The organism is Marinobacter metalliresistant (assembly GCF_038098645.1).
GTDB lineage: Bacteria > Pseudomonadota > Gammaproteobacteria > Pseudomonadales > Oleiphilaceae > Marinobacter > Marinobacter metalliresistant.
In genome coordinates, this window is sequence record NZ_CP101118.1 from 424,240 (window position 1) to 450,382 (window position 26,143).

Here is a 26,143-nt window from a genome sequence, read left to right on the forward strand (position 1 = left end):
CATGCAGCGAATCTCCGGTTTTCCGGGCAAGGGCCAGCATGGCGTAGCGCTGATCATGGTGCTTCTTGCCATGGCTCTGGTGGTCATGCTTGCCTCAGGGATGACCCAGCAGCAGAGCATCCGGGTTTTCAGGGCGGGTCATTACCTGGCTCAACAACAGGGGCAGAGCATTGCCCTGGGTGCTGAGGTCTTTGCCCGGCAGATTCTGAGCAGGGATTTCGAAGAAGACAAGGAAGACAGCCTGATGGTCGACAGCCTGGATGAATTCTGGGCCGCCAACGCCGCTGTTTTGCCATTGGATGACAACGGCGTGGCCGAAGTGCAGATCGACGATCTGGGCGGGCGCCTGAACCTGAACGATCTGGTTGGCGGAAACGGCCAGGTTGACGCGTTGACACGAGACCGTTTTGTCCGGCTTTTTGCGGCGTTGGGAATTACCGCCGTGTCGGTAGACGCCCTGGTCGACTGGATTGATCCGAATGACCAGACGGTGACTGCCTACGGTGCCGAGGACGGCCAGTATCTGATGGCCGATCCGGGCTACCGTGCCGGCAATCAGCCCTTTACCAGCGTGACCGAGCTGCGGCTGATCGACGGCATGACCGAGGAAATCTATCAGGCCCTCAGGCCCCACGTCGTGGCACTTCCGGTGTCCGGGGCTGGCGTTAACGTGAATACCGCCACCGCGATGGTGATTCGCTCGCTGCATGAAGAACTGACGGACGCCCAGGCTGCGTCTATTCTAGAGAAGCGGGAAGAAGAACCCTTCGAGAACCTGCAGGACTTCCTGGCGCTGCCGGAGTTTGCCGGCCTCGGGCTCAAGTCTGCGGGCCTGGGTTTGCGGACCCGTTTTTTTGAAGTTGCTTCGAGGATTACCTACGATAACCGTGTCGTTAATATGGTCAGTACCGTGTACCGGACCCCGGAAGGGGAGGTCCGGACGGTTCACAGGGATACCGGACAGAAAAACCGAATCACCAAAGAGCCTTTTACCATTTCAGAAGGATAACCATGTCTTATCGCCTTTACGTCCGCCCGATACCGCCTTTTGCGGACGCTGACCAGAATCCCGGTGCCCAGATGTTCAGTTGGGTGCTGCACGACGCCAGTGGCGATACCCAGGCCCGTGGAACCGGAGACAGCCGCGATAGCATTGAACAGACTCTGGGCCAGAACGCCCTGGACAACGTTTTGCTGATTGGCCTGATTCCCGGCGACGAGGCACTGTATTGCCTTGCCGATATTCCGGCCAAACAAAGCCGCTTCATCCGCCAGGCGTTGCCCTACGCCGTTGAGGAGCAGATCGCCCAGGATATTGATTCCGTTCACCTGGCGCTGGGTAGCCATAGCGATCACGGCTACCGGGTAGCCGCGATTGACCGCGAACGCATGGCGCAGTGGGTGACTCTGCTCAGTGGCTGGGAGCTGGTGCGTCTGGACGCAATCTATCCGGATGCCTCTGTGCTACCACGTACCGCTGGCGGCTGGTCCGTCTGTCTGGATGGCGATACCGCGATGATGGTCAGCGAGCGGGGTGAGTGGCTGAGCATGCAGTCGGCCAATCTTGGCATGTTTGTTCACACCCTCGCCGCACCCTCCGCAGACGAAGTGGTTGCGGAAATACCCGTAACCCTCTATGGCACCGAGGAGGAATTTGAACTTCAGCAATCGGGCATTGGTAAGCTGAATGCTTCCGGCCGCCTTGTGCTCAAGAAAGAAGTCCTCGAGCTCATGCCACTTGAATTGCTGGCCTACGCCCATCATCACCATATGTGTGAGCCGGTCAATCTGTGCCAGGGCATGTTTTCGACAACGTCCGGCAAAACGAGTCCGCTGAAGCCCTGGAAACCGCTGATTGCGGTTGCCGCGGTCTGGTTTGTCATTCAGGTAGCGTTGCAGGCGGGCATGGGATTCTATTATCAGAACCAGGCCGAAGCGCTGAGAAATGACGCTATGGCGATCTACCGCGATGCCTTTCCCGCTGATCGTCGAACCCATGCCGGTAATGTCAGGCGTGTCATTGAGGGGCAGCTCCGGGTTGCCGGCGCCAGTGGTCCGGAGGTGGACTTTATCACTCTGATGAAATACACCGGCCAGCAGTATGCGCGCTTGCCGGGGACCCAGTCGGTCAATTTCAATTCGGTGAACTACAGCCGCTCCCGGGGGGAACTGATCGTGGATGTGCGGGCGGATAGCTACGATCGCCTGAGTGCCTTGCGCAATGGTCTGGCGAGTCAGGGCCTTGAGGCCCGGATTGGTTCGGTGGTGAACGAATCCAGCGGTGCCCGCGGCCGCCTGACTGTATCCGGAGGTTAAGGGTATGCTTTCCAGAATCGAGGATCAGCCGGTGGTGGGCAAACTGATTGCACAATACGACCAGTTACCGAGGCGTGACCAGCAGGCTCTGATCGTGCTCGCGATCGCAGTCTTTATCGGCATTCTGTACTTTGCTGTCTGGCGCCCATCGGCGGAGTTCCATGACCAGTCGTTGAGCGCCCGGGATAATGCTGCCGAGCTGCTGGCCTGGATGCAGGCGAATGAACAGACGATCCAGCGCCTGGGCAATTCCGGTGGGGGCACCGCATCGGCCGCCGCAGACAAGCCGGAAGACGGTCGAGCCCTGATGGCTCTGGTGACCCGTTCCGCTGGCGAAGCGGGGTTGTCACTGCAGCGGTTTGAGCCCGGCGGCGAGGGCGCTATTCGCGTCTGGCTGGAGAACGCACCGTTTGCAGAGGTTGCGGCGTGGCTTGAGAATCTGAATACGAACCATGGCGTGATGGTTGATCAGGCCGCCGTGGACAGGGCCAGTGAACCGGGGCGGGTTTCCGCTCGTTTCACACTGACCATCTGATTCTGAAAAACAGATTCCGGGCCGGTGCCCGGAATGACGCGGGAGAGGAAAGTGATGAGTAACGGCAGCGACAACAAGAATAAATCCGAGCCAGCCATTGTTCGCCTGGACGAGAGTGCGTGCAATGAAGCCAGATCCATACTTTTCCATGCTTACCGGAATGAACCGACATTCCAGTATCTGTTTGATCATCGCCGGCCGGGGTACGATCAGCGGGTCAGGGCCACCGTACGCGAACTGATTGATCTGTATTTTGAGCTCGATCAGGACGCCATCGGGGTTATGGTCGACGATACCCTCGTTGCAGTGGCTTTCATCGGTGATCCGGAGCTCCGGATGAATCTGGCGGACCAGATCAGCTGGCGTATCCGTATGGTGCTGACCACCGGTTTCGCATCGACGCGCCGTTATCTCGATTACCATGAGAAAATCCGCAACCTGTTGCCACAGCCCCAGGCCCACCAGCTGCCGTTGATGGGGGTGAATCCCAAGTATCAGAACCGGGGCTATGGCCGGCTGTTGCTGAAAACGGTTGAGAAGCTCTGCGCAGAAAATCCGCAGGGCAGCGGGCTGGTACTGGATACTGGTAACAACCGTTATCTGCCATTTTACGAATCGGAAGGTTTCCGAAGCCTGGGCAAGATCCGGCTCGGAGATTTCGAGGATCACGTTCTGTTCCGGGAAGTGCATCCGGAAAGCAAAACGGCCGTGCCAGGCCGTACCTGATTTTTAATTGTTAACGGGAGAAACTGTGTCTGACCAGCAGGATTTTGATCTGATTGTTATCGGAGCCGGCTCTGGCGGTGTTCGACTTGCCCGTATGTCGGCGCAACGAGGCGCCCGCGTTGCCGTGGTGGAATCACGGTACCTGGGAGGCACCTGTGTCAACGTGGGGTGCGTGCCCAAGAAACTGTTTGTATACGGTGCCCACGTTCACGATGAGCTGGAAGACGGGGCCGGTTATGGCTGGCAGGTCCCGCTGGATGACGTCCGTTTTGACTGGCCCAAGCTGGTCGCCAACAAGAACGCCGAAATTGAGCGCCTGAACGGCATTTACGGCCGGCTGCTTGAGAATGCCGGGGTTACAATTATCGAAGGCACCGCCACTGTGTCCGATGCCCATACGGTTGTGGTCGGCGACAAGTCATATACGTCGAAACACATTACCGTGGCCACCGGCAGCTGGCCGGTGATTCCGGACATACCGGGTAAAGAGTGCATTCTTACCTCCAACGAGATGTTCTACCTGCCGCAACTGCCAAAACAGGCGGTCGTCTGGGGAGGTGGTTACATTGCCGTTGAGTTTGCCGGCATTCTGGCCGGTCTGGGCGTTGAGACCACGCTGTTGTATCGTGGTGACCTGTTCCTGAGAGGATTTGATGGCGATGTCCGTCGGTTCACGGAACAGGAAATGCGCAAGAAGGGCGTCAACCTCCAGTTTGGCGTAACGATCGAATCGGTTGACGCTGAAAATGCCCATTACCGGGTGCAGCTCAGTAACGGAGAGGTCATGGAAACCGGCCTGGTGATGGCTGCAACAGGCCGGCGGGCTCTGGTCGACGGGTTGGGGCTGACAGATCTGGGCGTCCAGCTGAGTGCGTCCGGGCATGTGGTTGTGGATGATCATTTCCAGACCGCCGTCCCCTCAATCACGGCACTGGGTGACGTGATTGGCACTCCGCAGCTCACGCCTGTGGCCCTGGCGCAAGGCATGGTGCTGGCCAGACGACTGTTCGGTGACGGCCAGGGCGACATGGATTATTCCGCCATACCCACCGCTGTGTTCTGTCAGCCCAGCATCGGTACGGTTGGCCTGACCGAGGAGGAGGCCCGCGAAGCAGGACATCGCCTGCGGATTTATCGCTCCGAATTCCGGCCAATGAAATACACCCTCAGCGGACGGGATGAACGCAGCCTGATGAAACTGGTGGTGGACGATGAAACCGACCGGGTGTTGGGCGCCCATATGGTCGGGCCGGATGCCGGCGAGATAACCCAGGGCCTCGCCGTGGCCATCAAGGCCGGTGCCACCAAGGCGCAGTTTGATTCCACGCTGGGTATTCACCCGACATCGGCGGAAGAGTTCGTCACCATGAGAGAGCCGGTGGCCTGAATCAGCCCTGAATCACCAAAAGGCGCCCAGGGAAGGGCGCCAACCCACCTTAAAGCTGTATCCAGCGGCTCAGTACTTCGCGCAGATTTTCCTTTCGGACCGGTTTGGCCAGGTAGTCATTCATTCCGCTGTCAAGGCAGCTTTTCTCCGTGCCTGGCAGTACATCGGCGGTCAGCGCAATGATCGGCGTTCCTGACTGACCGTTACTCTTCTCCCAGTCCCTGATGTATCGGGTTGCCTCGTAACCATCCATAACCGGCATCTGGCAGTCCATCAGAATCACATCGTATCCGTTGTGATTGGTGGTTACCTTTTCCAGCGCTTCCTTGCCATTGTCGGCGGAATCGGTCTGAAAGCCCAACCGGCTGAGTATGGCCGTGGCAACCCGCTGGTTCACCGGGTTGTCTTCCACCACCAGGGCATGGCTGGTTCCGCCTATCGACTCTCGCGGCAGGATGCCGGGGGGATTTGGTCGGGCATTGGTTTCTGCCAGCTCAAAAGGCAATTCAAACCGGAACGACGAACCTTTGCCGAGGTCGGTCTCAACCTGAATGTGGCCGCCCATCAGCTCCACCAGGCATTGCACCAGAGACAGGCCCAGCCCGGTACCTCCGTGCAGCCGGGTGTTTCCGCCGTCGAGCTGTTCAAACGAATTAAAAATGTCGTGCAGGCGCTCCACCGGAATGCCAGACCCGGAATCGCTGACTGAGCAGTTCAGGATGACGCAGTTGTCTTCAAGGCAGAAGCAGCCGGCCTGAATATTGATAAAGCCGTCACTGGTAAACTTGATGGCATTGTCCACTAGCCCGGCGAGCACCTGCCGAAGGCGCGCGGCATCACCGGTAACCAGCGGGGTATCGGGCCAGTCGCCGTAGAATGTGAGATTCAGGGCCAGGCCTTGTTGCTCGGCCACATGCCGGTAGGTAGCGGTGCAGTTCAGGATGAGTTGTCTGAGGTCAAACTCCTGAGTCTCCAGCTTGAGAGTTCCGCTGTCCATACGGGAATAATCAAGGATGTCGCCGATCACGGTAAGCAGATCCTCGGTGGACTGGCGGGCCGTGATGAGGTAGTCGCGCTGGCGGTTGCTGAGTGGTTCTTCCTGAACAAGGTCAATCATGCCGAGTACACCATTAAGCGGCGTGCGTAATTCATGGCTCATCGTTGCAAGAAACTCGGATTTCGCCTGATTCGCCGTTTCCGCCTTTTCGCGAGCACTTTCAGACGCCGTCAGGGTCTGATCCCGGGCGGTCTGCAGGCCGGCCAGGTGTTTTGCCAGTTGATTCAGTTGCTCTTCAATGGCGACGATTTCCCGGGAGGTCTGGCGGGTATTCAGCGGTCGTTCCTGGTAATCGCCGGCTGTCAGCTTACCGATCCGGTCGGTCAGATCCCGGACCGGAGAGAGGATAGTGGTCAGGAAATGGTTGATGATCAGGATGGTGAACAAAAGCAATGCCAGACCGACGGCAGTGGATGTCCACAGAATGCCCATGCGACGGTCCGCCAGAACATCGGTGCCGACACCGACCTGCACAGTTCCCACCCGCAGTGCGCCCGAACCAAAGCCATAGTCCGGTTCAAACCACTCCGCGGCGCGTTCTGACCCGAGCTCCAGAGGCTGCTGGAGAATTTCTGCCTCAAAAACCTGATAGCGTTCCGGGTTTTCCTGCGGATTCACCGGTCCTTGGGCAACGAAGCCGACCTGCTCGCCCAAAACATCCGATACCCGGATCCAGTCCGTCCTGCTGCGGCGCAGGGATTGAGAGAGAACCTGCTCCAGAGCCAGGGTGTTGCCGGATACAACCGCGTACTCCAGAGCCGGAGCCAGACTGTCTGCCAGCATCTGGCTGCTGTCTGACAAGTCGCGACGGGCATCCTCCAGCCGGGCTGATGTGAAAAACACCATAAGCACGAGGAACATGACAACGGCGGGCAATGCGCCGAGCAGCAACAGCTTGCGGGACAACGGGCGCTGCTGTCGGGGCGTATTACTCATCAGACACCTCTCCGTTGACGGTCAGTTGTCGATCCACCCGGGCGGCAATGTCCTCCCGGCTGGGCAATGGGATGTTCAGGGAGCGCGCGACCTGTTTGTTGATTTCTACCCGGAACTGATCCGGGTAGGAGGGCGGAGGGAACTCTCCGGTCTCAAAGTAGGTGTCCAGAAATTGGCTGGCCAACCGAGCCATCTCGGGAAATGGTGCATAACTGGATGCCAGTGAACCCGCTTTCACATAGGCCTGGGTGGGCCCGATGACAATCTGGTTACGGCGATAGGCGGTCAGCAGGATGTGCTTGATGGTCCTTGGGTTGTAGATCGCACTGTCGGGAGCGGCCAGTAGGAAATCACCATACCCCAGCGCCCGAACAAGGGTTGGGATCAAGTCGTCGGCGTCATCCACCAGAAAAATCCTGCCGGCCATTCCGAAGGCCGGCAGTTCATCAAGCAACGGTTCATAGAGCGTCACCGAATCCGCGGTTGCCAGCAGGGCAATCCTGGTCGCCTGGGGCAGGATTGCCTTTCCTGTCAGCGCCTGACGGATCAGGGGAACATCGTAAAGAATGCCGGAAATCTGGCCCGGCGAGCGATCTGCAAATGTCGAAATAAACGATTTTTCCACAAGCATCGCAAGAATGGGCGCCGAGCGGTTGCCCTGGCGGACCCGGGAGAAGGCAGAGGGGCCAATGGTGATGACCGGCGCCTCCGCGGTCATCGGAATCTGGTCATCGGTTATCGGGCGCAGGTTGACGCCTTCGCCCATTTGCGACTGAAGTAAGCCGGTCAAATGCTGGTCCAGGGCGCCATTGCCGGAACCGGCAAGATAGACGGTTCGCCTGACGGCTTCATCCTGGGCAAAAGCCGAGTGGCCAAACGCCCAGATCAGCAATCCGAAGCAAAGCCGGAGGACCAGTCTTCGGACCAGCGCTCCGTTCCGCGTTTCAGAAAAACTGTTTGATGTGTGCCTCATACCGTCCAGGGTCAGATGCTTTCCATAATAGGTGTTCAGAAGCGAATTCCAGCCTCAACGAAAAACTGGTTGTGGTCCTCAATCCGGTTGTCCGGGCTCATCCAGGCCTGAAGATCAAGATAATGCTGGATCGTCAAAGCCAGCACATAGCTGTAGTCCGGCCTGTCAACGCGCCTGGCGAGGCGAAAATCCGCGCGCTCAAAGCGGGTCTCCCGGACTTCGTTAGTCCAGTAATAGGATACTGAAGATTGTAGTTCGAATGGCAGCTCCTGTATCCAGGCAGCGCTACCCGAGTGACGGGCAGACAGTCGGGAAAGCAGGCCGACCACATATCTCTGGTCCTTGGGCGAGAGGGCGGCAGGATCACCGGTATAATACCCTTCCTGATCCATGTAAGCATAAGTGGCTCGCAGCATGGTGCCCGGGAATGTGAGTGAGGTCTCAAGTTCGACACCTTCCTGCTTCATGGCAACGTTGTTGGCGATGAACCACTCTTCTTCGTTAATGACCCCACTGATCATGTCCCGGAAATCATCGTTGAAATACCGGATCTCCGTGGACAGCATCGCATGCTCAAAACGGAACTGACCAAAATAGCTGATTTCCCGGGAGGTGATCCACTCCTCCTCGAGATCTTCTCCATAGGTGGAGGTGCTGCTATCCACCAGATCCTCGATCAGCAGGCGGGTGCCCTCGAGCGCTTCGTAAGGGGCGCGCACATTGACCGGCCGGTAGGACCAGTCGGGGGACTGTTCAAAAGCATCCGGTGTACGCACAGCCCGGGAGAAGACAAACCTCAGGGCATGGTTGTTGTTCAGAATAAAATTGGATGCGATCCTCGGAGAAAAATAGCCCTCGTCGGTCGTAGAGGTTCGTTCCCAGTTTCCGCCCGCGTTGAGGGTCAGCCAATGGCTCGGTGAGTATTCCAGGTTGGCGAACAGCCGGCTCTGATAAGTACTGCCTTTGCCATTGAAGAAGGTTTCCGAGTCGTAGCCGTCGTTTCGGTAGCCCAGACCGGACACCAGTTTCAGGCCCGGATTGAAGATGATCGTGTCCTGAATCTCGAATTCATGACGGGATTCCTTGATATCCTCATTCAAGTCTGCGATGAGCGGAGAGGTCTGGGAAGGGAGCGGCACTCCCGGAGGAAACAGGTCCGCCAAAAAATCCGGAGCAGTTGGCGGGGCTTCTCCCGGTTCCGGTAGTTCGGGGATTCTGACAGACCAGCGTTGGCGGCGCTGCTGAACCTGGTGGCTGGCTTGGACATGATAAAAGTGATTGGGGGAGGTGGCGCCATTAAACTGGACCTGCAGGTAGTAATCATCCGCGACAATGTCTGGGTCTGTCATCGCGCCCAACTTGCCGGATCTGTCCCGGTCCTCTTCGTTGATGCCGTCGATCACGCCGGCACGGAAGTCCACGGAGTGGCGGCTGTCGATATTTATAATACTGTCAAAGTTGAAGTTGTTGACGTTGTGGCCATCATGAAAGGGGGTTACTCCATCCCTGGTGGTGTCGAAACCATTTGATTTGCGCTTTTCGTAAGAAAGCCGCCAGCTACCGGCCTGGCCGGCCTCGCCGACGGACGTAAAGGCCCTGACGAAGCCGCGGGAGCCTGCGCTTGCATATGCTTCCACGCCAGCGGTGTCCTGGGGTGAGCGCGTGATTATATTGATACTGCCCAGGAACGCGTTGATACCATCGGCGGCGGAGTTAGGACCACGGCTCACCTCGATCCGTTCTATGTTTTCCAGGGCCACCGGCATGGTAATCCAGTCAACGTCTGCCAGGCTGACCCGATAGGCCGTACGGCCATCGACCTGAACCTGCAGACGTCGTTGCTCGTACTGGGATGTTCCGTGATAGGTTGCGACCGGGTTGTTGCTGCCATATGCACCAACGACCATGCCGGGAACCAGACGGAAGGCTTCAACCAGGTTCATGATGCCCAGATCGCGAATCATGTCGCCGGTGAGAATGGTGGTCGTGCCGGGCACCCGAAGTTTTGACTGTCGTAATCGTGTTGTTGTCAGAACCTCGGGTATCTCGGTTTGCACACCATCAAGGGCGAGCAGGCCGGGCATGAGATCGGATGTGGGGGATTGGCCGAACCCTGTCGACGGTAACAACGCACCGCCAATCAAAGTGGCGCTGAGCCAGGTCACAAAGGGGCGGCCCTTTTTCATTCCTGCCGTTTTTGTCGCTTGATGCATGGTTGACGTTCTATAATCTGCCGAGAAAAAAGTTGGTATTGTTATAGTGTGATTGGTGCCTATCGTAGGGGACGTGGGGCATTTTGTCTCTCAAAAATGTAATGAATGTCAGGCCCGGGAGTTGCAGCTGTATGAATTGTTGGGAAATCCTTGGAATTGAGCCCACCGGCGATCGCCAGCGGATCCAGGACGCGTATGAGCAACAGCTAAAATTTGCCTCTGATGACGAGGCCCGGCGCCTTGAGCAGGCGTTTCGGGAGGCGGTGGGTGATGCCCCGGAGCCACCGGGGGAGGAGCCGGTAGCCGTTCGGCTGCAGGAGCAGGGCCGGGCCGGGGGTGAGGGAACTGATCGTCCACTTGATGCCAACGACGGCCAGGTTGTCCGTGAGGTGGTTATCCAGATCAAGGCGCTGCTGAACGACTCCTCCCGGAGCAGGGACGTCGGTATCTGGAAGGCGATTCTTAATGAACCGCCAGCGGATCAGAAGCCACTGCGCCGGGAGATTGGCCGGCAACTTGAGCCGCAGTTGCGCCCAATGGCTGAAAACGGCACGTTTCCCGCTCCTGTCGCCCAGTTTCTCGGGGACTGGTTTAACTGGTTCAGCGTTGAGCAGGTTCGGGATTTGCCGGATGAGTGCAATTACCCAGAACGGGAGATGGCGGAAGCGCAGGACGATGAGCCTCCCCAGATGGTCAATTTCTGGCCTGCGATCATTGGCTGGATTGTGGGCCTGGTCATTCTTGCCGCGTTCTTTGGCGGAATGGGGGGCGGTTAAAGCCGCCACCCCGGTTATTCCGCTTTTTCTGCATTGGCCTGTTCAATCTTCTCCCGGTATTTCTGCGCAAGGATTGCCCCGACGATCACCTGGATCTGGTTGTAGCACATGATCGGCAAAACGATCATCCCGAAGCCCGGGTGGCCGGAGAACAGTACCTTCGCCATGGGCAACCCTGATGCCAGGCTCTTCTTGGAACCGCAGAACACGACAGCTGCCTCGTCTTCGAGGCTGAAGCCGAATCGCCGCACCAGAAACCTGGCAAACACTATAAACAGCAAGAGCAAACCCAGGCACAACGCGATAGCGAACAGGATCGCCTGCAACGGCAGTTTCTGCCACAGGCCGCTTTCCACCGAGAAGGAAAAGGCCGAGTAGACAATCAACCAGATTACACACTTGTCGTAGCGTGCCATCAGGCTTTCATTTCGCGCCAGGTAACCGCCCAGCCAGGGCCGCATGGCGTGGCCAACCGTGAAGGGGAGTAGTAGTTGCAGGATAATGTCTTTCAGCGCTTCGGCCACTGAAAAGTCTCCGCCCCCCGAGGTGCTCACCAGCAGCAGAAGCAGGAAGGGTGTCAGCATCATGCCGAAGACATTGGAGGCGGCGGCGCTGCAGATGGCCGCAGGTACGTTGCCCCGGGCCATGGCCGTGTAGGCGATGGAGGAGGAGACCGCTGATGGCAGTACACCCAGGTACAGGAACCCCAGGCCCAGATCTTTCGGCATCCAGGTTGGCACAATGTCGCTCAGGCCGTTGATGGGCAACACCGCCAGCGGGAAGAAAATGAACGTGAGCGATGTGATCAGAATGTGCAGGCGCCAATGGGTGGCCCCGGAAACAATCTGCTCCCGGGACAGGGCGGCACCGTGGAAGAAGAAGAGCAGGGCGACCGCTACCGTGCCGGCGGTCGCCAGCATGTCTCCGGCCTGGCCCGTAGCGGGCAGAAACGTTGCCAGAACGATGGCGCCGAGCAGGAGCAGGGTGAAGGTATCAATCCTGAACCTCATATTTCAGGACTCCTGCCGCTTGAGCGCCTGAAGGCTGGGTTTCAATAATTCCCTGGCAAGGTTCTCCGCCCTGGTCTCATCCTGCCGGCGGACCGCGGCCAGCAGAAGTTCATGATCTTCCTGGGACGGCTCTGGCAGGTCGGTATTGGTTTCGGTCTGCTCGATGGTCTGGCTGACGGCGTGGGAGAAGTAATTGTACAGCTCAGCCAGTGCCGGGTTATGGGAGGCCGCCACCAGGGCGTGGTGGAAGGCTTCATCATGGCGGATGCGGCTTTGCAGATCCCCACCGGCTTTGGCCCGCGCATCGAGGGCGCTGGTCATGTTCCGCAGATCCTGGACTGTGCGCCTTGCCGCAGCCAGCTTGGCGGCTTCGGTTTCCAGCATAATGCGCACTTCCAGCTGATCCGCCAGTTGGGTACGGGTGATCCTGCGGAGTGTTTCGCCGGCGTCCCGGGTGGCGCGCACGTAGGTGCCATCTCCCTGCCGGGTTTCCAGCATCCCCACATGCACCAACACCCGAACCGCTTCGCGGACAGTGTTCCGGCCTACCCCGAGAGCGTCTGATAACTCCGATTCCACCGGCAGACGATCGCCAACATCCCAGTCGCCTTTTTCGATGGCATTTCGGAGGCTTTCTATCGCGGTTTCCACAAGCGAGCCTTTGCGGATACGTTCTAGCATGTGTCTATCATCCCTCAAACCTATGACCCAATCATCCTATGAATTAGCGAAGGCTTCAAGTATTGATGAAGGATTTGCCTCAGTCAGATGGCTGAGAGGGATAAATAAACTGATAGTCCGCAGTGTCCACCCGTCGTGTCGCGAAACGATAGGTGAAGGTAAACCCCGGCCAGTTAATGGTATTCCGGCCATTAGCATCAAGGTACCAGGAAGTACACCCGGAACTCCAGACAGTGTCTTCAAGCCCGTCCTGGACGACATGGGTAAACCGGTCCTGCCTGTCCTGGCGAACGTCCATGGCGGAGCCGGGGTATTTTCCGAGCGCATCCAGGCAACCGAGGACATAACGGAACTGGGACTCCAGCATGTACAGAATGGAGTTGTGGGCCAGGTTGGTGTTGGGGCCATACAGCATGAACAGATTGGGAAAGCCGCTGACGGTGATGCCTTTGAAGGCGGCTGCGCCGTTCTGCCAGGCCTCGTTCAGGGTCTTCCCGCTCCGGCCGGTTATCCGCATGGGGGAGAGAAACTCCGAGGCCCGGAAACCGGTCCCGCAGATGATGGCATCCACCGGGTGGTGGTGGCTGTCTCGGGTAACTACACCGGTCTCATCAATATGGTCAATGGGGTCGGTAATCAGATTCACATTTGGCCGGTTAATGGCCGGGTACCAATCGTTGGAAATCAGAATGCGCTTACAGCCGATTTTGTAATCGGGGATGATACGGTGCAGCTTTGCCGGGTCGGTGACCTGCTTTCTGGCTTCTCGTTTTGCCTGGTTGGCATGGAACTCCAGCAATCCGCTGAATTTGGTGAATGCCAGGGCCCGGCTTTCGTTTTTCCAGTAGATCAGATAGCGGTAGACCCGGTCCCAGGCCGGGACTTTCTGGAACAAGGCCTGCTCCCAGGGTTTGAAGGGGCGGTCCGGCTTGGGCAGCACCCAGGCGGCAGAGCGCTGGAACAGGTCCAGCTGTTTTACCTTTGGGGCAATCTCCGGCACAAACTGGATGGCACTCGCGCCAGTACCGATAACCGCTACCCGCTTACCCGTCAGATCATAGCCGTGATCCCAGCGGGCTGAATGAAACAGCTTGCCTTTGAAGCGCTCCAGGCCATCGAGCTTTGGCCAGGCGGGCTGATTCAACTGGCCTGTTGCCGTGATCAGCACGCTTGCGGTCAGTTGCTCGCCGGTGGCCAGAGTAACGGTCCATTGATTGTTGTTGTCATCAAAAGCCGCCTCCTGCACTTCCGAATTAAAACGGATGTGGTCGGCCAGCCGGTATTTGGCGACACAGTGTTCCATGTACCCGAGGATTTCCCGTTGCAGGCCAAATTTTCTGGACCAGTCGTGCTTGGGTTCAAACGAGTAGGAGTAGAAGTGGGACTGGACATCGCAGGCTGCGCCAGGGTAGGTATTGTCGCGCCAGGTGCCACCCACCCGGTCGGCTTTTTCCAGCAGTGTCAGGTTGGTGTAGCCCGCCAGCTTCAGTTTTATGGCTATTCCGAGGCCGCCGAAACCGGCGCCAATGATCAGAATGGATGGGCGTTCACGTTCGCTGGGCGGGGTCATGGAAGGCTGTCCGTCATTATTGTTGTGCTCGTTCGGGATCAGTATACGGTTCTACAGCACCCCGATGGATGACTTTTTTGGCCAGACTGGCTAGTCAGAATGATCAACCGTGGGCTGGGCGAGAAAATTATCAGAGGTCTGCGAAAGCAGCGCCCGCAGCGCTGGAGTCTCGAACTGGCGCCGGATGCTGATGGCGTAGAATTCCTCGAAGACGCCGGGCAGGGCGCCGTAATCCGACAGGGCCCCGCTTTTAAGTTCGTCCCGCACCACCACCGGCGGCATGATGGCAAAGTGCCCGGTGTCCCGTGTCAGCAGTCGCATCATGGCCATGTCGTCCACTTCCGCGGCAATGTGCGGGCGGAGCCTGTGGTATTCGCAGAGCTGATCAAAAGCCTGGCGTATGTTGTTGTCCGGTCCCGGAACAATCAGGCTCCGGTTCCTGAGCATCTCAGGGAACTCTCTTTGCACCTCCAGGCCCGTCGGGCCAATGATGCTTACCGGCTGTTTGGCGATCAGACGGGAGCGCCAGGGGTTCTGCTCATCCCCCTGTACTGTCTGATTGGAAAGAATCAGGTCCAGTCGATGGGCCGACAGACGCCGCAGCAATTCATCGATGTGGCTGCTTTGCAGGCTAAGCTCCAGATCCTCCCGGTTCAGTAAGGGTTGCAGAAAACCCTCCTGAAAGTTCCGTGACAGGGTCGCGACGGCGCCAATGCGGAGGATTTCCCGGTTCGGTTGCGCGCCTGAGGCAAACAGGGCCGACAGTTCCTCACCTTGCCGGAAGATTTCTTCGGCATAGGAGAAAGCCATGCGTCCCGCCTCGGACAGCTTGAGCCGGCGCCCCTCCCGAATGAACAGGTCATGGCCGAGGCTTTCCTCCAGTTTCCGGATCTGCCCTGAAAGAGCGGACTGGGAAATATGCAGGGAGTCTGCCGCCCGGGTGAGATGGCCGGTGCGGGCAACCTTCCAGAAATAATACAGGTGGTGGTAATTGAGCTTCATTGCCGACCGTTCTCAAAAACAGAATGAATTAATCAGTATAAACCATTTTTTATATCGGTCTGGCAAGGGCAAAGTACTCCCGAAAGGTTCCGCCAAACAGAAGGTTTGTCCCTATGAATCCAATCGCTGAATTTTCTTCGTTACTGGTACTGGCCATCTGGCTGATGCTGCCGGTGGCCCTTTTTGCGCTGGCCGGATTGAGCGGCTGGCTGAAAAGCCCCCTGAAGCGGAATCACTGCTGGCGCATTGCCGGCTGGCTGATGGTGCTCTCAATGGCCGCGTCTTTACTGGTTGCCACTTTGCTTATCATCCAGTCCGTGGTCGTTGGCGACAGCAACACACTGGCTACCCTCGGCAGTCGCTTTGGCTTGTACCCGGATGGTATCGCCGTCTGGATGGCTCTGATGGTGGCGTTCGTTGGGTGGGTGATTCTGCGGTTTGCGCACAATTATCTCAGCCAGGATCCCGGCCGTGATCGCTTCCTTCCCTGGTTCCTGGTTACGATCGCTTCGGTTCTGGTTCTGGTTTTCACCAATAACCTGCTGATTCTGGCAGGCGCCTGGATTGGTGTCAGCCTGGCCCTGCACCACCTTCTTACGCTTTACCAGGACCGGCCACAGGCGCGAATGGCAGCGGTTCAGAAGTTTATCGTCAGCCGCGCCGGAGACGTGCTGGTGATTTCGGGTGTGGTGTTGCTGTATCTCCACTACGGCACCTTTTACCTGCCAGAGATGGTGACGAGCGAGACCGCCCGTGCAGGTGGTTCGCCGGAGCTGACCATGGCCTCGGTGGCCCTGGCTCTGGCGGCCATTCTCAAGTGTGCCCAGATCCCCTTCCATGGCTGGCTTATCCGGGTGATGGAGGCGCCGACGCCGGTTTCTGCACTGTTGCATGCCGGCGTGATCAACCTCGGCGGATTTCTGTGGCTGCGTTTGTTCCCGGTCTTCGACGGATTCACCGCCGGACACCTGTTACTGCTGGTGATTGGCGGCCTCACAGCGGTCGTTGCGGCGCTCACCATGATGACCCAACACTCCGTGAAGCATGCTCTGGCCTGGTCCACCTGTGCGCAGATGGGGTTCATGCTGTTTGAAATCGGCATGGGAGCCTACACGCTGGCGCTGCTGCATCTGTTGGCTCACTCGCTTTATAAGGCCCACTCCTTCCTGGCCTCCGGGCGCACGGTGGTGGTGTCGGCGGCGGGTGGCTTTGCCGAGCCTCCAGTGGCCAGCCGGATGCTCTGGGCGGGCTCAACCGGGCTGGTCGCAACTCTGATTCTGTTCCAGGCTCCGTGGATTGTTGAGCACAACCCGGTTTTCGGGGCGCTGCTGGTGCTTGCAGTCGCCGCCGCGGCCATGGGCATACCGGCCGGCGCAACCGCTTCAGTAAAATTCAAACTGGCAGGCATGTCGGTGTTGCTGGTTCCGGTCTATTCACTGCTGCATACGCTGGTGGGGCCGGCGGTGCCCGTGCATGAGGGTTTTGCCGTTCCTCCGGTCGGTTACGCACTGGGGGCGGCAATGGTCGCGTTGCTGGCCCTATGTTCGCTGCTGATTGTTCTGGGCGCCCGTTTCCGGGCAACCCGGGTGCTCGGCGCCCACTTCCGGCAGGGGCTCTATCTCGACCTGCCGTTTGACCGGCTGACCCGTCAGCTGGCGGCCGAAGCGCTGAGGGTGCCGTCAATGTTTCGTAGAGTTCCCCATCATCCGTTCAGACTGGAGGAAAGATCATGACCAATTTATCGGTGTCGGTGCCGGAGTTGCAGGTAATGGATGATGGTTGGCGCGACTCTTTCCGCAAGGCCTGTAACCTGATTGCGCCGGTGTGGCCGCTGGATCAGTGGATTGCGGTCAACCCGTTCTGGGGCCTGAGGCATAGTACGGCGGCGAGAGCAGACCAGCTTCTGCAGGAGCGTGGCGGGATCAACATGCTGATGCCCCCGGAGTATTACCGGGAGGCTTGGGACGGCGGCCGGATCCGGGAAGAGGATCTCAGGGCGAGTATCGAGGAGTTTGGCGGCGAGCAGTGTCTTGCGGATTATCTGGACTGGCCTGGCCGTCCATCAAACACCTCTGCTCCCGGACAGGGCTCGATTCTTGGTACGTTTTCAGGAGGTCCGGCAAACTCCGCAGGCAATGGTGAAGAGAACCTGGCTGAGGTGGTTTGTGATCAGGTTTCGAAAACCTGTGGCGCTTTTTTTGACCAGCGCCAGGGCCGTTGGTCTGCGACCAGGGGCGAATATGACACGGGTTTGTTCGGGTTCTGGCTCGAGTCGGTTCGCGAGGATCGTTCCCTGGATTTCAGAACCGGTCTGGCGGGTGCCCGGGCGTTTTTCAACGCCGTGCCGGATACCATGGATGAGGCGATTGAAGAATCGATCAAGGCCATCAGGGTTTCTGGTCAGGAGCTTGAGGCCCTGTTCCACAGTCTGTTGCTTCGGGTAAACGGCTGGGCCTCCTGGTGCCGTGGAGAGGACTGGCGCGCTGGCCTTGAGGGCGCATCGTCTGATCGCTGCGCAGAACTGCTGGCCATCATGCTGGTCTGGGAGTCCCTCGGCGCTGGCTTTGCCTCGCCCGCCCAAAAAGCCCAATGGCAGAAACAGAGAGCGCGGGCACGCCGTGCCGGCGACCGGAACGATCGAAACAGGCTCTGGGTGTGGCAGCGTGCGTTTGAGCTCGGTTATCAGCGCACGCTTTGGCAGGCGCTTGGATTCGGGCATCAGACCGAGCCGGTTTCGGTTCCAGACAACGAGACGCTGGAAGTCCAGGCTGTCTTCTGTATTGATGTCCGGTCTGAAGTGATGCGCCGACACCTGGAAGAGGTCTGTCCCGGCGTTCAGACGCTGGGTTTCGCGGGCTTTTTCGGAATGCCCATTGCGCACCAGCAGCACGGGCCTTTCGCGCCGGTCCGGCGCCTGCCGGGGCTATTGTCAGCGCCATACCGTTTAATCGATACCAAGGGCAGCTTGCGGGAAGACTTCGCTGAAAACAGGGCATTGGATCAGAAGGAAATTGCCCGGGAATCGGTGAGAAAGGCGAAATACAGCAGTCTCTCCACATTCACTATGGTGGAAACAACCGGGCTTGCGTGGGCCTGGAAATTGCTGAAGGACAGCTTGAAGCGTGGCCAGCACAGCAATACTGAACATTGTATTGAAGGGCGACTGGTTCATAACCATGGCGGTGATCCCCTTTCCGATGCGGAAAAGGTAACGCTGGCAGAAAACATGCTCCGGGGCATGTCGTTAACCGGCAGCTTTGCGCCCTTGCTGGTGTTTGTTGGCCATGGCAGTCATACCGATAACAATCCGAATCAGGCCGGACTGGATTGCGGCGCCTGCGGCGGCCAGAGTGGCGGCGTCAACGCGCGCCTTGCCGCCCGCCTGATCAACGAGCCCGAAATCCGGGCAGGGCTGGCCGCCCGGGGTATAAGAATCCCCGACTATACCTGGGCCGTGGCTGCCGAGCATTGCACGGCCACTGACAAGGTGACCATTGCCGATCGCCACCTGATTCCGGATTCCCACGTTCATAAGCTGGCGGATTTACAGGCGGGTTTTGAGGAGGCTGGCGTTCGGGTTCGCAAGGAGCGGGCAACGCCACTGAAACTGAATGGGTTGGGGGATGACCAGCTGAAAGAAGCCATGGAGACAAGGACCAGAGACTGGTCAGAGGTGCGTCCGGAGTGGGGGTTGGCCAACAATGCAGCCATCATCTTTGCCAAGCGGACAAGAACCCGCGGCAGGAATCTTTCCGGCCGGGTATTTCTGCACGATTATGATCCCGCCCTGGATGCCGATGGCAGCCTGCTGGAAGGGCTGCTTGCCGCTCCGATGATCGTAGCCAACTGGATTAACCTCCAGTACTTTGCTTCGGTAACGGTTCCGGAAGTCTACGGCTCAGGGAACAAGCTGCTTCATTCGGTCGTTGGTGGCAATGTGGGGGTGGTTGAAGGCAATGGGTCGCATCTTAGGATCGGCCTGCCTCTGCAATCGGTGCACGACGGAACCTACTGGCGCCACGAACCGGTTCGGCTGACGGTGCTGATTGACGCTCCGGCACAGCGGATAGAGTCGGTGATTCGTTGCCAGCCAGACGTGGCGGCCCTGGTGCAGAATCAGTGGGTCTGCCTGTGCCGGATGTCTGAGAATGGGGCAGAGCGTTACAATAAGGGGCAGTGGAAAAGCATAGCGTGAGGCAGGGCGGCCTTTACCTGCCTGCCGCCCTTGGCTCTTATTCCTGCTCCGCGTTAAGAAGATCCGGTTTTTTGAGCGATTTCTGAAACAGATCCTTTTCTTCAGCGATGGCCATGGCGCAGCGTTCAGCCAGGTCATCGCCAAGCCCTTCAACCTTGCGGCTGAGAAATACCTGAATTTCTTCGGCCAGCTCCAGAACCTTGTCCCGGGCATCGGCTTCGGCTTTTGAGGTGAACAGCATCGTGTCAGGATTTTTCAGTGCCATATCCAGGCCGTCCCTATCGGAAAAGTAGACTGCTTGTACTGCCATGGTCATTCCTCGCAGTGAGCGTTAGTAGTACTGTATAAAAACACAGTCTATCCGACAGGGGGTCGCCAACACAATGGCAATCGAGCTTCAGCAATTGCCGAAGCCCGGAAAGACAGGGTACGGGAAGGGAAAATCAGTATCTCAGTAGTGCGGAACCCCAGGTGAATCCGCCACCGAAGGCCTCCAGCAGGATCACCTCATTGCGCTTGATTCGCCCGTCGCGCACGGCAACATCCAGGGCAAGGGGTATCGAAGCTGCTGAGGTGTTGCCATGCTGGCCGACGGTAACCACAACCTGGTCCATGGACATATTCAGTTTTCTGGCAGTAGCCGAGATGATTCGAAGATTGGCCTGGTGGGGCACCAGCCAGTCAATATCCGATTTCTGCATTTGATTGGCTTCGAGGGTTTCGTCGACAATCTTGCCGAGGGTGTTCACCGCCACCTTGAACACTTCGTTGCCCTTCATCTCCACAAACGCGCGCCCGGCTTTCACCTGATCATAACCATCCGCAATACCGCAGGGCACATGAAGTAACTCTTCATATTGGCCATCGGCGTGGATGTGCGTGGAGAGAATGCCGGTTTCGTCATCGGCTTCCAGGATCACCGCACCGGCACCGTCCCCGAAGAGTACACAGGTGCCGCGGTCTTCCCAGTTGATGATGCGGGAAAACACCTCAGCCCCGATGACGAGCGCCTTCTTGCTGCTGCCGGTTTTGATGAATTTTTCCGCAGTTGCCAATGCGTAGACAAAACCGCTGCAGACTGCCTGAATATCGAAAGCCGGGCAGCCGTGGATTCCCAGCCGGGCCTGAAGAATGCAGGCGGAGCTCGGGAAGATCTTGTCCGGGGTGGAGGTGGCGAACACAATCAGATCAATGTCTTCAGCGTTAATGCCAGCGGCGTCAATGGCGTTCCTCGCAGCTTGCTCGGCCAGGTCGACCGTGGTCTGTCCCTCAATGGCAATATGCCGTTGCTCGATTCCTGTGCGCTCGCGAATCCACTGGTCTGTGGTGTCGACCATTTTCTCAAGGTCTTTATTGGTAACGATATTGTCTGGCAGGTAAGAGCCGGTGCCGGTAATTCGTGCAAAGGTCATTCGCGAGTGTCCCGAGGCGTAACTGGTTTAACGTTCTTCCATGCTATACCCATGTAACGTCGTGCGTAATTAGCGATTTGTCAAAGAAGCCCGGAAACTGGCAGGCTCGTCTATGCTGAAGGTGATCACCTTTGATCGACACGATGCATAACTCTGCACAGAAGAGGAGAGCAAGACGATGGGCATTTCCAGCCATGAGCTTCACAAAGAATTTCCCCAGTACAGCGACCTTATTGATGAGCTCAAGAGCAACGACCCGAGGTTCGATGAAAAATTCCGGGAATACGCGGAGCTGGATCAGGAGATAGAAGGGTTGGAAAAGAGGGATGCGCCTATTAGTGACGACAAATTGCATCGCATGAAACAGAAGCGCGCCCGGCTTAAGGATAATCTTTACCAGGCGCTGGTTTCAAACGACAAGGCATCATGAAAACGTAATGAATGTGTAGCCTGAATTTAACGGAAAAACGCTGAGAGCCCCTGTGTGTAGGGGTTTCCAAGTATTTAGAAAACTCCTCGTCAACCCTAAAATAGGATCCTAATTAAACAAGGTCCCGGTTTTGAATGACCGACATTTTGTCGTTGACTCAGGAGTTTTAAAATGAAAAGCGCAGCTTCTCTTTACAAAGGCTGGCGGATGAAGCGCAACTTCGTCCGCCTGGTTATGACAATGGATCGCCGGTTGCTGAACGACGTCGGGTTTTCACCCGAACTGGTTGAACAGAAACTGAGCACGCCTTTCTGGAAATTCTGATCCGGAAGAACTGACCGGCAATTGCACCGGTAACCTCCTGAGCTGGTGAGAAAATCACCAGTTCAGCGTTTTCGGAATGTGGCAAAAATAAAATATGCCATTGTTCTTAAAGCGTTTTTATCTCGAAAAAATATAAGAAAGTTGATTTGAATCTGTATTTTCCCTGAACAGACCAGTCTATAGTTTGGCTACCTCCAGAACCCCAACGGTTCACCCAGAAAGGAGAGCTCGACGATGATCCAGGAATTCCTGCAAAGCACCTTGCCTTTAGACTCTTCCGTTACCCTCAAACGTTCAGAGATTGATCCTGATAGTGAAATTGCAGCTGTCCGCAGCGAGGCCTTTGAAATCGTTTCTGATGCCGGCGAAACCGTAGGCTTCGTGAAAGCCTGGGAAGAAGACCCAAGCTTCCGAGGCTACGTTCATTTTGATTCGGATGGCAACGTGGTCGACTGGAAGGTTTTCAGCCGCCAGGCTCAGGGCTGACGTTCACACCAGCCAGCCAAAGAAGAAATCAAACAACGCACTGAAGAATCCGCCACCGGTACTTCGCCGGGGTTTGTTCTCAGGCTGATTCGTTGCAGCAGGGTTGCCAGTGCCGGCGGTTTGTTCTGTGACTGTAACTTCGGTTTCAGGCTCAAGGGGGTCGGTACTTGTTGGCTCTGCTGGCAGCTGTGTTAATGGGCCGTCTGCCTCAACGGCCACCACTGCAACAGCGGTAACAGGTTTTTGATTTGCCGGTGGTACGGAGTCAACGATTTCGGTCTCGGATTCCGGGGCTGGCGCAGTTTCACTGGACGACTCGGATACGACCCCCAAAACGGCCGGGGAGGACGAGGATGGAGCTTCAGAAGGAGTTGAGGTTTCGTTTTTAACTAATTGACTATAAATGGTTTTGTTATCAGAATCATCAATAGGTTCTGGTGGCTTGCTTGCAGATGCCTCAGCGCTTGCAGGAGGTTCTTCAGTTCCCGTTTCCCGGGGGGCCTCGATCAACGGTGCAGATGGCTCGGGCTTTGGCTCCGTTCGCGGCACCATTTTCGCCACAGCTTGAGGCCGTAACCGCAGGTTCAGTTCCGGTAAGCCCAGTGCAGCCACAGCGTCTTCACGGCTGGCGACAGCATTGCTGCTGACTGTTGCCTTGGCGGTGGTATTTACACCCAGCGCCTTCAGGGTTTGCGAATCCAGGTCACCGCTGGTGGGAAGGCCGGTTTTGTCCTGATAGTTCCGGACAGCGGCCCGCAACTTGTTGTCATACCAGCCGTCCGCACGCCCGATGTCATAGCCGGCGCCGTAAAGGGCATTTTCCGCTGAAAAAATAACATTTACCGGGCTTGCCCCGTGGGCAGCACTGAAGCCCATGGCCGCCGTGAACAGGACGGCGGCCTGAGTGCGAAAGCCAGGAACCTGGCAATGGCGTGAGCGTTTCATGGCGAAATCCCTCCGGGCTGTTCCGTATACGTTTACATTTCGTAACGTGAGCCCTGAAAGTATCAGCAATAACCGGGACCGCCTATGACGCAGTTAACAACCGGAATAATTAGCTGACGTGAAACCGGCGAACGAGGCTGTCCATTTCTTCGGCCATACCTGCAAGCGCCTTGCTGGAATCGTTTACGTGAGAAATGTCTCCAGTCAGTTCGTCGATGGCACCACTGCTGGCCTCGACATTCTGAGTCATTTCCGCGGCGGTCGCCCGTTGTTGTTCGGTGGCACTCGCAATCTGTGTGGTCATGTCCACAATCCGGTTCACTGCGGCCAGAATGTCCGACAGCGCCGTGCCGGACCTGCCAGCCTCTTCGCTGGCCTCTCCGGCCATCTGTCTGGCCTTGCTCATATCAACCACGGCCCCCGCGGCGCCGCTCTGAAGATTGGAAACAATCCGCTCAATATCGACCGTTGAATCCTGAACCCGCCTGGCGAGCCCGCGGACTTCATCAGCAACCACAGCGAAGCCCCGGCCGGCTTCACCCGCCCGGGCTGCTTCAATGGCCGCGTTCAGGGCCAGGAGGTTGGTTTGCCCGGCGATGCTCTGTATCACTTCGAGGACACCACCGATTTCACCAGACTCCTGTTCCAGACGTTGAATGCGTTTGGAACCCTCCTGGACCTGTTCCGCAAGCCGGGTTACCGACTGGATTGCATTGGTCACGGTTGCCTGTCCGGAATCGGCCAGCCGCGCGGCCTGCCGGGCGGATTCGTCCGTGTCGTTGGTATTTGAAGCGATCTCATCGGATGTGGAAACCATTTCCTGCATCGCCGCCGATACCTGGGTAATCTGGTCTCTCTGCTGCCCGGAGCTTTTTGTCGTCCTCTCTGTAATGCCGGACAGGGACTCGGATTCGCTGGTCAACCCCCGGGATGCCGTGGCAATCCTTGAGATGATGTCCTCGAGGGTTTCGAGAAACGAATTGACGGCTGATATGAAGTCCCCGATTTCATCCGGGCGCCCTTTGGTGAGTCGGGTTGAGACATTGCCGCGATTGTTGCCAATGTCTTCCAGGTATCCGAGGATTTCCGCGCGAGCGCGTTTCACGCTAATGGCCATCATCCGGCTAAAGAGGAAGGCAACCACCAGTCCCAACAATACAGAGGTTGCGAAGGCGGCCATAGTCAGGCGCAGAGCAGTGTCGGTTTCTGATTCCGCCTCATCGGCCACGGCTTCCAGCGCAACAAAAACCTTTTGTTCGAGCTCCCTCGCCAGTTGCGTAATTTGCGGGCCCAGAACATCGAGTTGTTCTGTTTTGGTTCGGTTCATGGCGCTTTGATGAAGCAAAAGATTGTTCACTGAGGCTTGATATTTCTCCAGCGCCTCAATGGCCGTATCGAGGTATTGGCGTATGAAATCGGGCACGGCATCCATATCGAGAAAGGAAAGGGCATCCGATACATCCTCCATGGCATAACCCAGTGCTTTCTCGGAGGTTTCAGTGCCATCCGAAAAATATCGCTGGGTTGCCATTCGCATCAGGAGCGTATCGTGGATCAACTGCTCAAGCGTGACCCGGAGTGGGCTGTCCGGTTCCCGGTTGGTGATGCCGTCAATAGCCCTGCGCAATGCTTTGGAAGCGGCAGGGCCATACTGGTCCAGTTCTTCGGCAACAATTCGCTGAACTTGCTGTTTGGCGGGGACCAACTCCTCTTCGAAGATACCAACGTACCGGGAGGTGGCCTGCTCGATTTCCCTGACCAGCCGGATACGTTCCGGGGCCCGGATGTTTGCCTGAGCATCTGCCAGATCGTTGAAAAATCCAGACTCGAGCTGCTCAAGACGGGACAGGACTTCCTCGTTACCCGTGGCGTAATAGTCGAAAACCCAAAGTCTCAACCGGTAAAGGTTGATGAGAACATCCGTTGCAATCGCCGTCTCGGGGGCAAGGTCCCTGGCGACAGTGCCCATTCGATCATCCAGGCTCCGGAATTCGCGAACACTGTAAAAAGTGACGAGCGCGAACAGCAGCAAGATAAACACCGGTGCAATCAGCAGTTTGCCGCGCACGCCGAGGCGACGCTCAATAGATTCAACAATGGTGGCAGTCACTGTACAACCTCTTCCAAAGTGCTAGATATCTCAGTTAACGACCGAACGGGAATTGTCTGGAGTGAATCGTGACGATTTAGTCAACAAAGTTCGCCTGGCTGGCGATCAGTGGCGACAAATCCAGGTTCCAGTGTTTCAGTCCACTTTCGCTGTACACGTAGTGGCCACTCAGGGATTTCAGCTGGGGTATGCGATTGGGTTTAACCCCGTTCAGTATCAGGGAGGCGAGGCGAGCTGCGGTCAGGCCTTCCTGATGGGCTGAAATGGTGAATCCCCCGATGCTTTGTTCCTTGCCGATGAAAATATCCCAGAATGAAAAGATCGGAATTCGGGTGCGGGTAAATGCCTCAGTCATGAGCTCTTTTGGGGTGATGTAGTTATCGGCTTCATCGCGAATGGTGTGGTGCGTTCCGACCACAATAGCGTCGTAGGTTTCGTGTGCATTGAAAACGCTTTGCAACCAGGTGTCCTTGTCATTGGTAAGCACAATGTCCAGTTGCGAGCCGTAAAGGGTGGCTTGTCTTTTGTCACCGAAGTATTCGTTTACGGCATTGCGCATGGTTGGTGAATCATCCATCAACACAAGGAAACGATCCTTCTGGCTGAGTACTTTTCTCAGATGGCGGATGCTTTCCGCGAAGAAGGGCCGCTCCAGTATGCCGGTGACCAGAGGGTGCTCAAGAGCAGGGTGCTGCACGGGCCCTCCGTTCACACCTAGGAAGACAACGGGAATATTCTTTTCAACCAGATGCGCGGCCATTAACGAAAAGGCGTTGTCATCACCAAGAATAGCGACGTCCGGATTGATTTTCGCGATGGCTTGCTGCGTGATTTCAACTTTTTGGGGCCATTCGGCCTTGGGCAGACGCTTCGTGTCCAGCTCGAGAATATGAATTTTATGGTTGTCGCCAAGTACTGACTGAACAGCGGCGATGTAATCCGCGTCCCATTTGTACTGGATGTGATAGCTTTGGATGATAACGACGGTTTTACTGAAACACAGGGGGCTTACCAGCAGAAGAGCCAAGAGGAGAAAACGCATAGTTGTTCCTTATTATT

At 57.2% G+C, this 26,143-nt stretch carries 23 protein-coding genes; 11 read left to right on the forward strand and 12 right to left on the reverse strand.

Annotated elements, in window-relative coordinates; translation table 11 throughout:
- Position 1 precedes the first annotated feature (1 nt).
- Genes gspK through gorA form a run of 5 tightly spaced genes read left to right on the forward strand, consistent with a single transcriptional unit; the run spans position 2 to position 4,964 of the window.
- Entirely contained in the window at positions 2 to 1,009 is a 1,008-nt protein-coding gene (gene gspK, locus NLK58_RS02035) for a type II secretion system minor pseudopilin GspK (RefSeq protein ID WP_341581928.1), read from the forward strand.
- A 2-nt stretch (positions 1,010 to 1,011) separates the two neighbouring features.
- Positions 1,012 to 2,316: a type II secretion system protein GspL gene (gspL, locus tag NLK58_RS02040; RefSeq protein ID WP_341581929.1), complete on the forward strand. Its 1,305-nt coding sequence runs from the start codon at positions 1,012 to 1,014 to the stop codon at positions 2,314 to 2,316.
- Between the two features lie 4 nt (positions 2,317 to 2,320).
- The gene (locus NLK58_RS02045; RefSeq protein WP_341581930.1) at positions 2,321 to 2,851 is read left to right on the forward strand and encodes a type II secretion system protein M; all 531 of its coding nucleotides are present in this window, start codon (positions 2,321 to 2,323) and stop codon (positions 2,849 to 2,851) included.
- Between the two features lie 54 nt (positions 2,852 to 2,905).
- A complete protein-coding gene (locus NLK58_RS02050) occupies positions 2,906 to 3,577 on the forward strand; it encodes a GNAT family N-acetyltransferase (RefSeq protein ID WP_341581931.1) in 672 nt (223 codons plus the stop codon).
- A gap of 25 nt (positions 3,578 to 3,602) precedes the next feature.
- Entirely contained in the window at positions 3,603 to 4,964 is a 1,362-nt protein-coding gene (gene gorA / locus NLK58_RS02055; RefSeq protein ID WP_341581932.1) for a glutathione-disulfide reductase, read from the forward strand.
- A gap of 49 nt (positions 4,965 to 5,013) precedes the next feature.
- Here the strand turns inward: gorA and NLK58_RS02060 are convergent, their stop codons facing one another.
- From NLK58_RS02060 to NLK58_RS02070, 3 genes are all read right to left on the reverse strand, one after another.
- Positions 5,014 to 6,957 (reverse strand): response regulator, encoded by a 1,944-nt coding sequence (locus NLK58_RS02060; RefSeq protein ID WP_341581933.1) that lies wholly within the window; start codon positions 6,955 to 6,957, stop codon positions 5,014 to 5,016.
- On the reverse strand, positions 6,950 to 7,849 hold the full coding sequence (locus NLK58_RS02065) for an ABC transporter substrate-binding protein (RefSeq protein WP_341581934.1): 900 nt from the start codon (positions 7,847 to 7,849) through the stop codon (positions 6,950 to 6,952). The genes NLK58_RS02060 and NLK58_RS02065 overlap by 8 nt, the downstream gene beginning before the upstream one ends.
- Positions 7,850 to 7,965: 116 nt before the next feature.
- Entirely contained in the window at positions 7,966 to 10,116 is a 2,151-nt protein-coding gene (locus NLK58_RS02070; RefSeq protein ID WP_341581935.1) for a TonB-dependent receptor domain-containing protein, read from the reverse strand.
- Positions 10,117 to 10,274: 158 nt separating this feature from the next.
- Here NLK58_RS02070 and NLK58_RS02075 point away from each other — a divergent pair, with 158 nt between their 5' ends.
- Complete coding sequence (locus NLK58_RS02075; protein ID WP_341581936.1) at positions 10,275 to 10,919, forward strand: J domain-containing protein; 645 nt, start codon at positions 10,275 to 10,277, stop codon at positions 10,917 to 10,919.
- A 14-nt stretch (positions 10,920 to 10,933) separates the two neighbouring features.
- Here the strand turns inward: NLK58_RS02075 and NLK58_RS02080 are convergent, their stop codons facing one another.
- From NLK58_RS02080 to NLK58_RS02095, 4 genes are all read right to left on the reverse strand, one after another.
- Positions 10,934 to 11,929, reverse strand: coding sequence for a bile acid:sodium symporter family protein (locus NLK58_RS02080; RefSeq protein ID WP_341581937.1), 996 nt, complete (start codon positions 11,927 to 11,929; stop codon positions 10,934 to 10,936).
- Positions 11,930 to 11,932: 3 nt separating this feature from the next.
- The gene (locus NLK58_RS02085; protein ID WP_117617032.1) at positions 11,933 to 12,610 is read right to left on the reverse strand and encodes a FadR/GntR family transcriptional regulator; all 678 of its coding nucleotides are present in this window, start codon (positions 12,608 to 12,610) and stop codon (positions 11,933 to 11,935) included.
- Between the two features lie 79 nt (positions 12,611 to 12,689).
- Entirely contained in the window at positions 12,690 to 14,180 is a 1,491-nt protein-coding gene (locus NLK58_RS02090; protein WP_117617033.1) for an NAD(P)/FAD-dependent oxidoreductase, read from the reverse strand.
- 90 nt (positions 14,181 to 14,270) lie between these two features.
- Positions 14,271 to 15,182 carry a LysR family transcriptional regulator gene (locus NLK58_RS02095; protein WP_117617034.1) on the reverse strand — a complete coding sequence of 304 codons (912 nt, stop codon included), beginning with the start codon at positions 15,180 to 15,182 and terminating at the stop codon, positions 14,271 to 14,273.
- 113 nt (positions 15,183 to 15,295) lie between these two features.
- On the opposite strand from NLK58_RS02095, the gene NLK58_RS02100 reads away from it, so the two are divergent.
- Together NLK58_RS02100 and NLK58_RS02105 are read left to right on the forward strand one after the other, a co-directional pair.
- Complete coding sequence (locus tag NLK58_RS02100; RefSeq protein WP_117617035.1) at positions 15,296 to 16,915, forward strand: NADH-quinone oxidoreductase subunit L; 1,620 nt, start codon at positions 15,296 to 15,298, stop codon at positions 16,913 to 16,915.
- Entirely contained in the window at positions 16,912 to 19,377 is a 2,466-nt protein-coding gene (locus NLK58_RS02105; RefSeq protein ID WP_341581938.1) for a DUF2309 domain-containing protein, read from the forward strand. The genes NLK58_RS02100 and NLK58_RS02105 overlap by 4 nt, the downstream gene beginning before the upstream one ends.
- Before the next feature lie 37 nt (positions 19,378 to 19,414).
- Here the strand turns inward: NLK58_RS02105 and NLK58_RS02110 are convergent, their stop codons facing one another.
- Both NLK58_RS02110 and NLK58_RS02115 read right to left on the reverse strand, forming a co-directional pair.
- On the reverse strand, positions 19,415 to 19,687 hold the full coding sequence (locus tag NLK58_RS02110) for a YebG family protein (RefSeq protein ID WP_117617037.1): 273 nt from the start codon (positions 19,685 to 19,687) through the stop codon (positions 19,415 to 19,417).
- A gap of 133 nt (positions 19,688 to 19,820) precedes the next feature.
- Positions 19,821 to 20,789, reverse strand: coding sequence for a beta-ketoacyl-ACP synthase III (locus NLK58_RS02115; RefSeq protein ID WP_117617038.1), 969 nt, complete (start codon positions 20,787 to 20,789; stop codon positions 19,821 to 19,823).
- Between the two features lie 178 nt (positions 20,790 to 20,967).
- On the opposite strand from NLK58_RS02115, the gene NLK58_RS02120 reads away from it, so the two are divergent.
- The 3 genes from NLK58_RS02120 to NLK58_RS02130 all read left to right on the forward strand — a co-directional run bounded on the left by NLK58_RS02120 (position 20,968) and on the right by NLK58_RS02130 (position 22,029).
- Entirely contained in the window at positions 20,968 to 21,219 is a 252-nt protein-coding gene (locus NLK58_RS02120) for a YdcH family protein (RefSeq protein ID WP_117617039.1), read from the forward strand.
- A gap of 171 nt (positions 21,220 to 21,390) precedes the next feature.
- The gene (locus NLK58_RS02125; RefSeq protein WP_162893658.1) at positions 21,391 to 21,543 is read left to right on the forward strand and encodes a hypothetical protein; all 153 of its coding nucleotides are present in this window, start codon (positions 21,391 to 21,393) and stop codon (positions 21,541 to 21,543) included.
- A 234-nt stretch (positions 21,544 to 21,777) separates the two neighbouring features.
- Positions 21,778 to 22,029, forward strand: a complete 252-nt coding sequence (locus NLK58_RS02130) for a hypothetical protein (protein ID WP_341581939.1) — start codon at positions 21,778 to 21,780, stop codon at positions 22,027 to 22,029.
- A gap of 3 nt (positions 22,030 to 22,032) precedes the next feature.
- Here the strand turns inward: NLK58_RS02130 and NLK58_RS02135 are convergent, their stop codons facing one another.
- The 3 genes from NLK58_RS02135 to NLK58_RS02145 all read right to left on the reverse strand — a co-directional run bounded on the left by NLK58_RS02135 (position 22,033) and on the right by NLK58_RS02145 (position 26,126).
- Entirely contained in the window at positions 22,033 to 22,974 is a 942-nt protein-coding gene (locus NLK58_RS02135; protein WP_341581940.1) for a peptidoglycan-binding domain-containing protein, read from the reverse strand.
- 109 nt (positions 22,975 to 23,083) lie between these two features.
- Complete coding sequence (locus tag NLK58_RS02140) at positions 23,084 to 25,084, reverse strand: methyl-accepting chemotaxis protein (protein WP_341581941.1); 2,001 nt, start codon at positions 25,082 to 25,084, stop codon at positions 23,084 to 23,086.
- 76 nt (positions 25,085 to 25,160) lie between these two features.
- Positions 25,161 to 26,126: an ABC transporter substrate-binding protein gene (locus NLK58_RS02145; RefSeq protein ID WP_117617042.1), complete on the reverse strand. Its 966-nt coding sequence runs from the start codon at positions 26,124 to 26,126 to the stop codon at positions 25,161 to 25,163.
- Positions 26,127 to 26,143 lie beyond the last annotated feature (17 nt).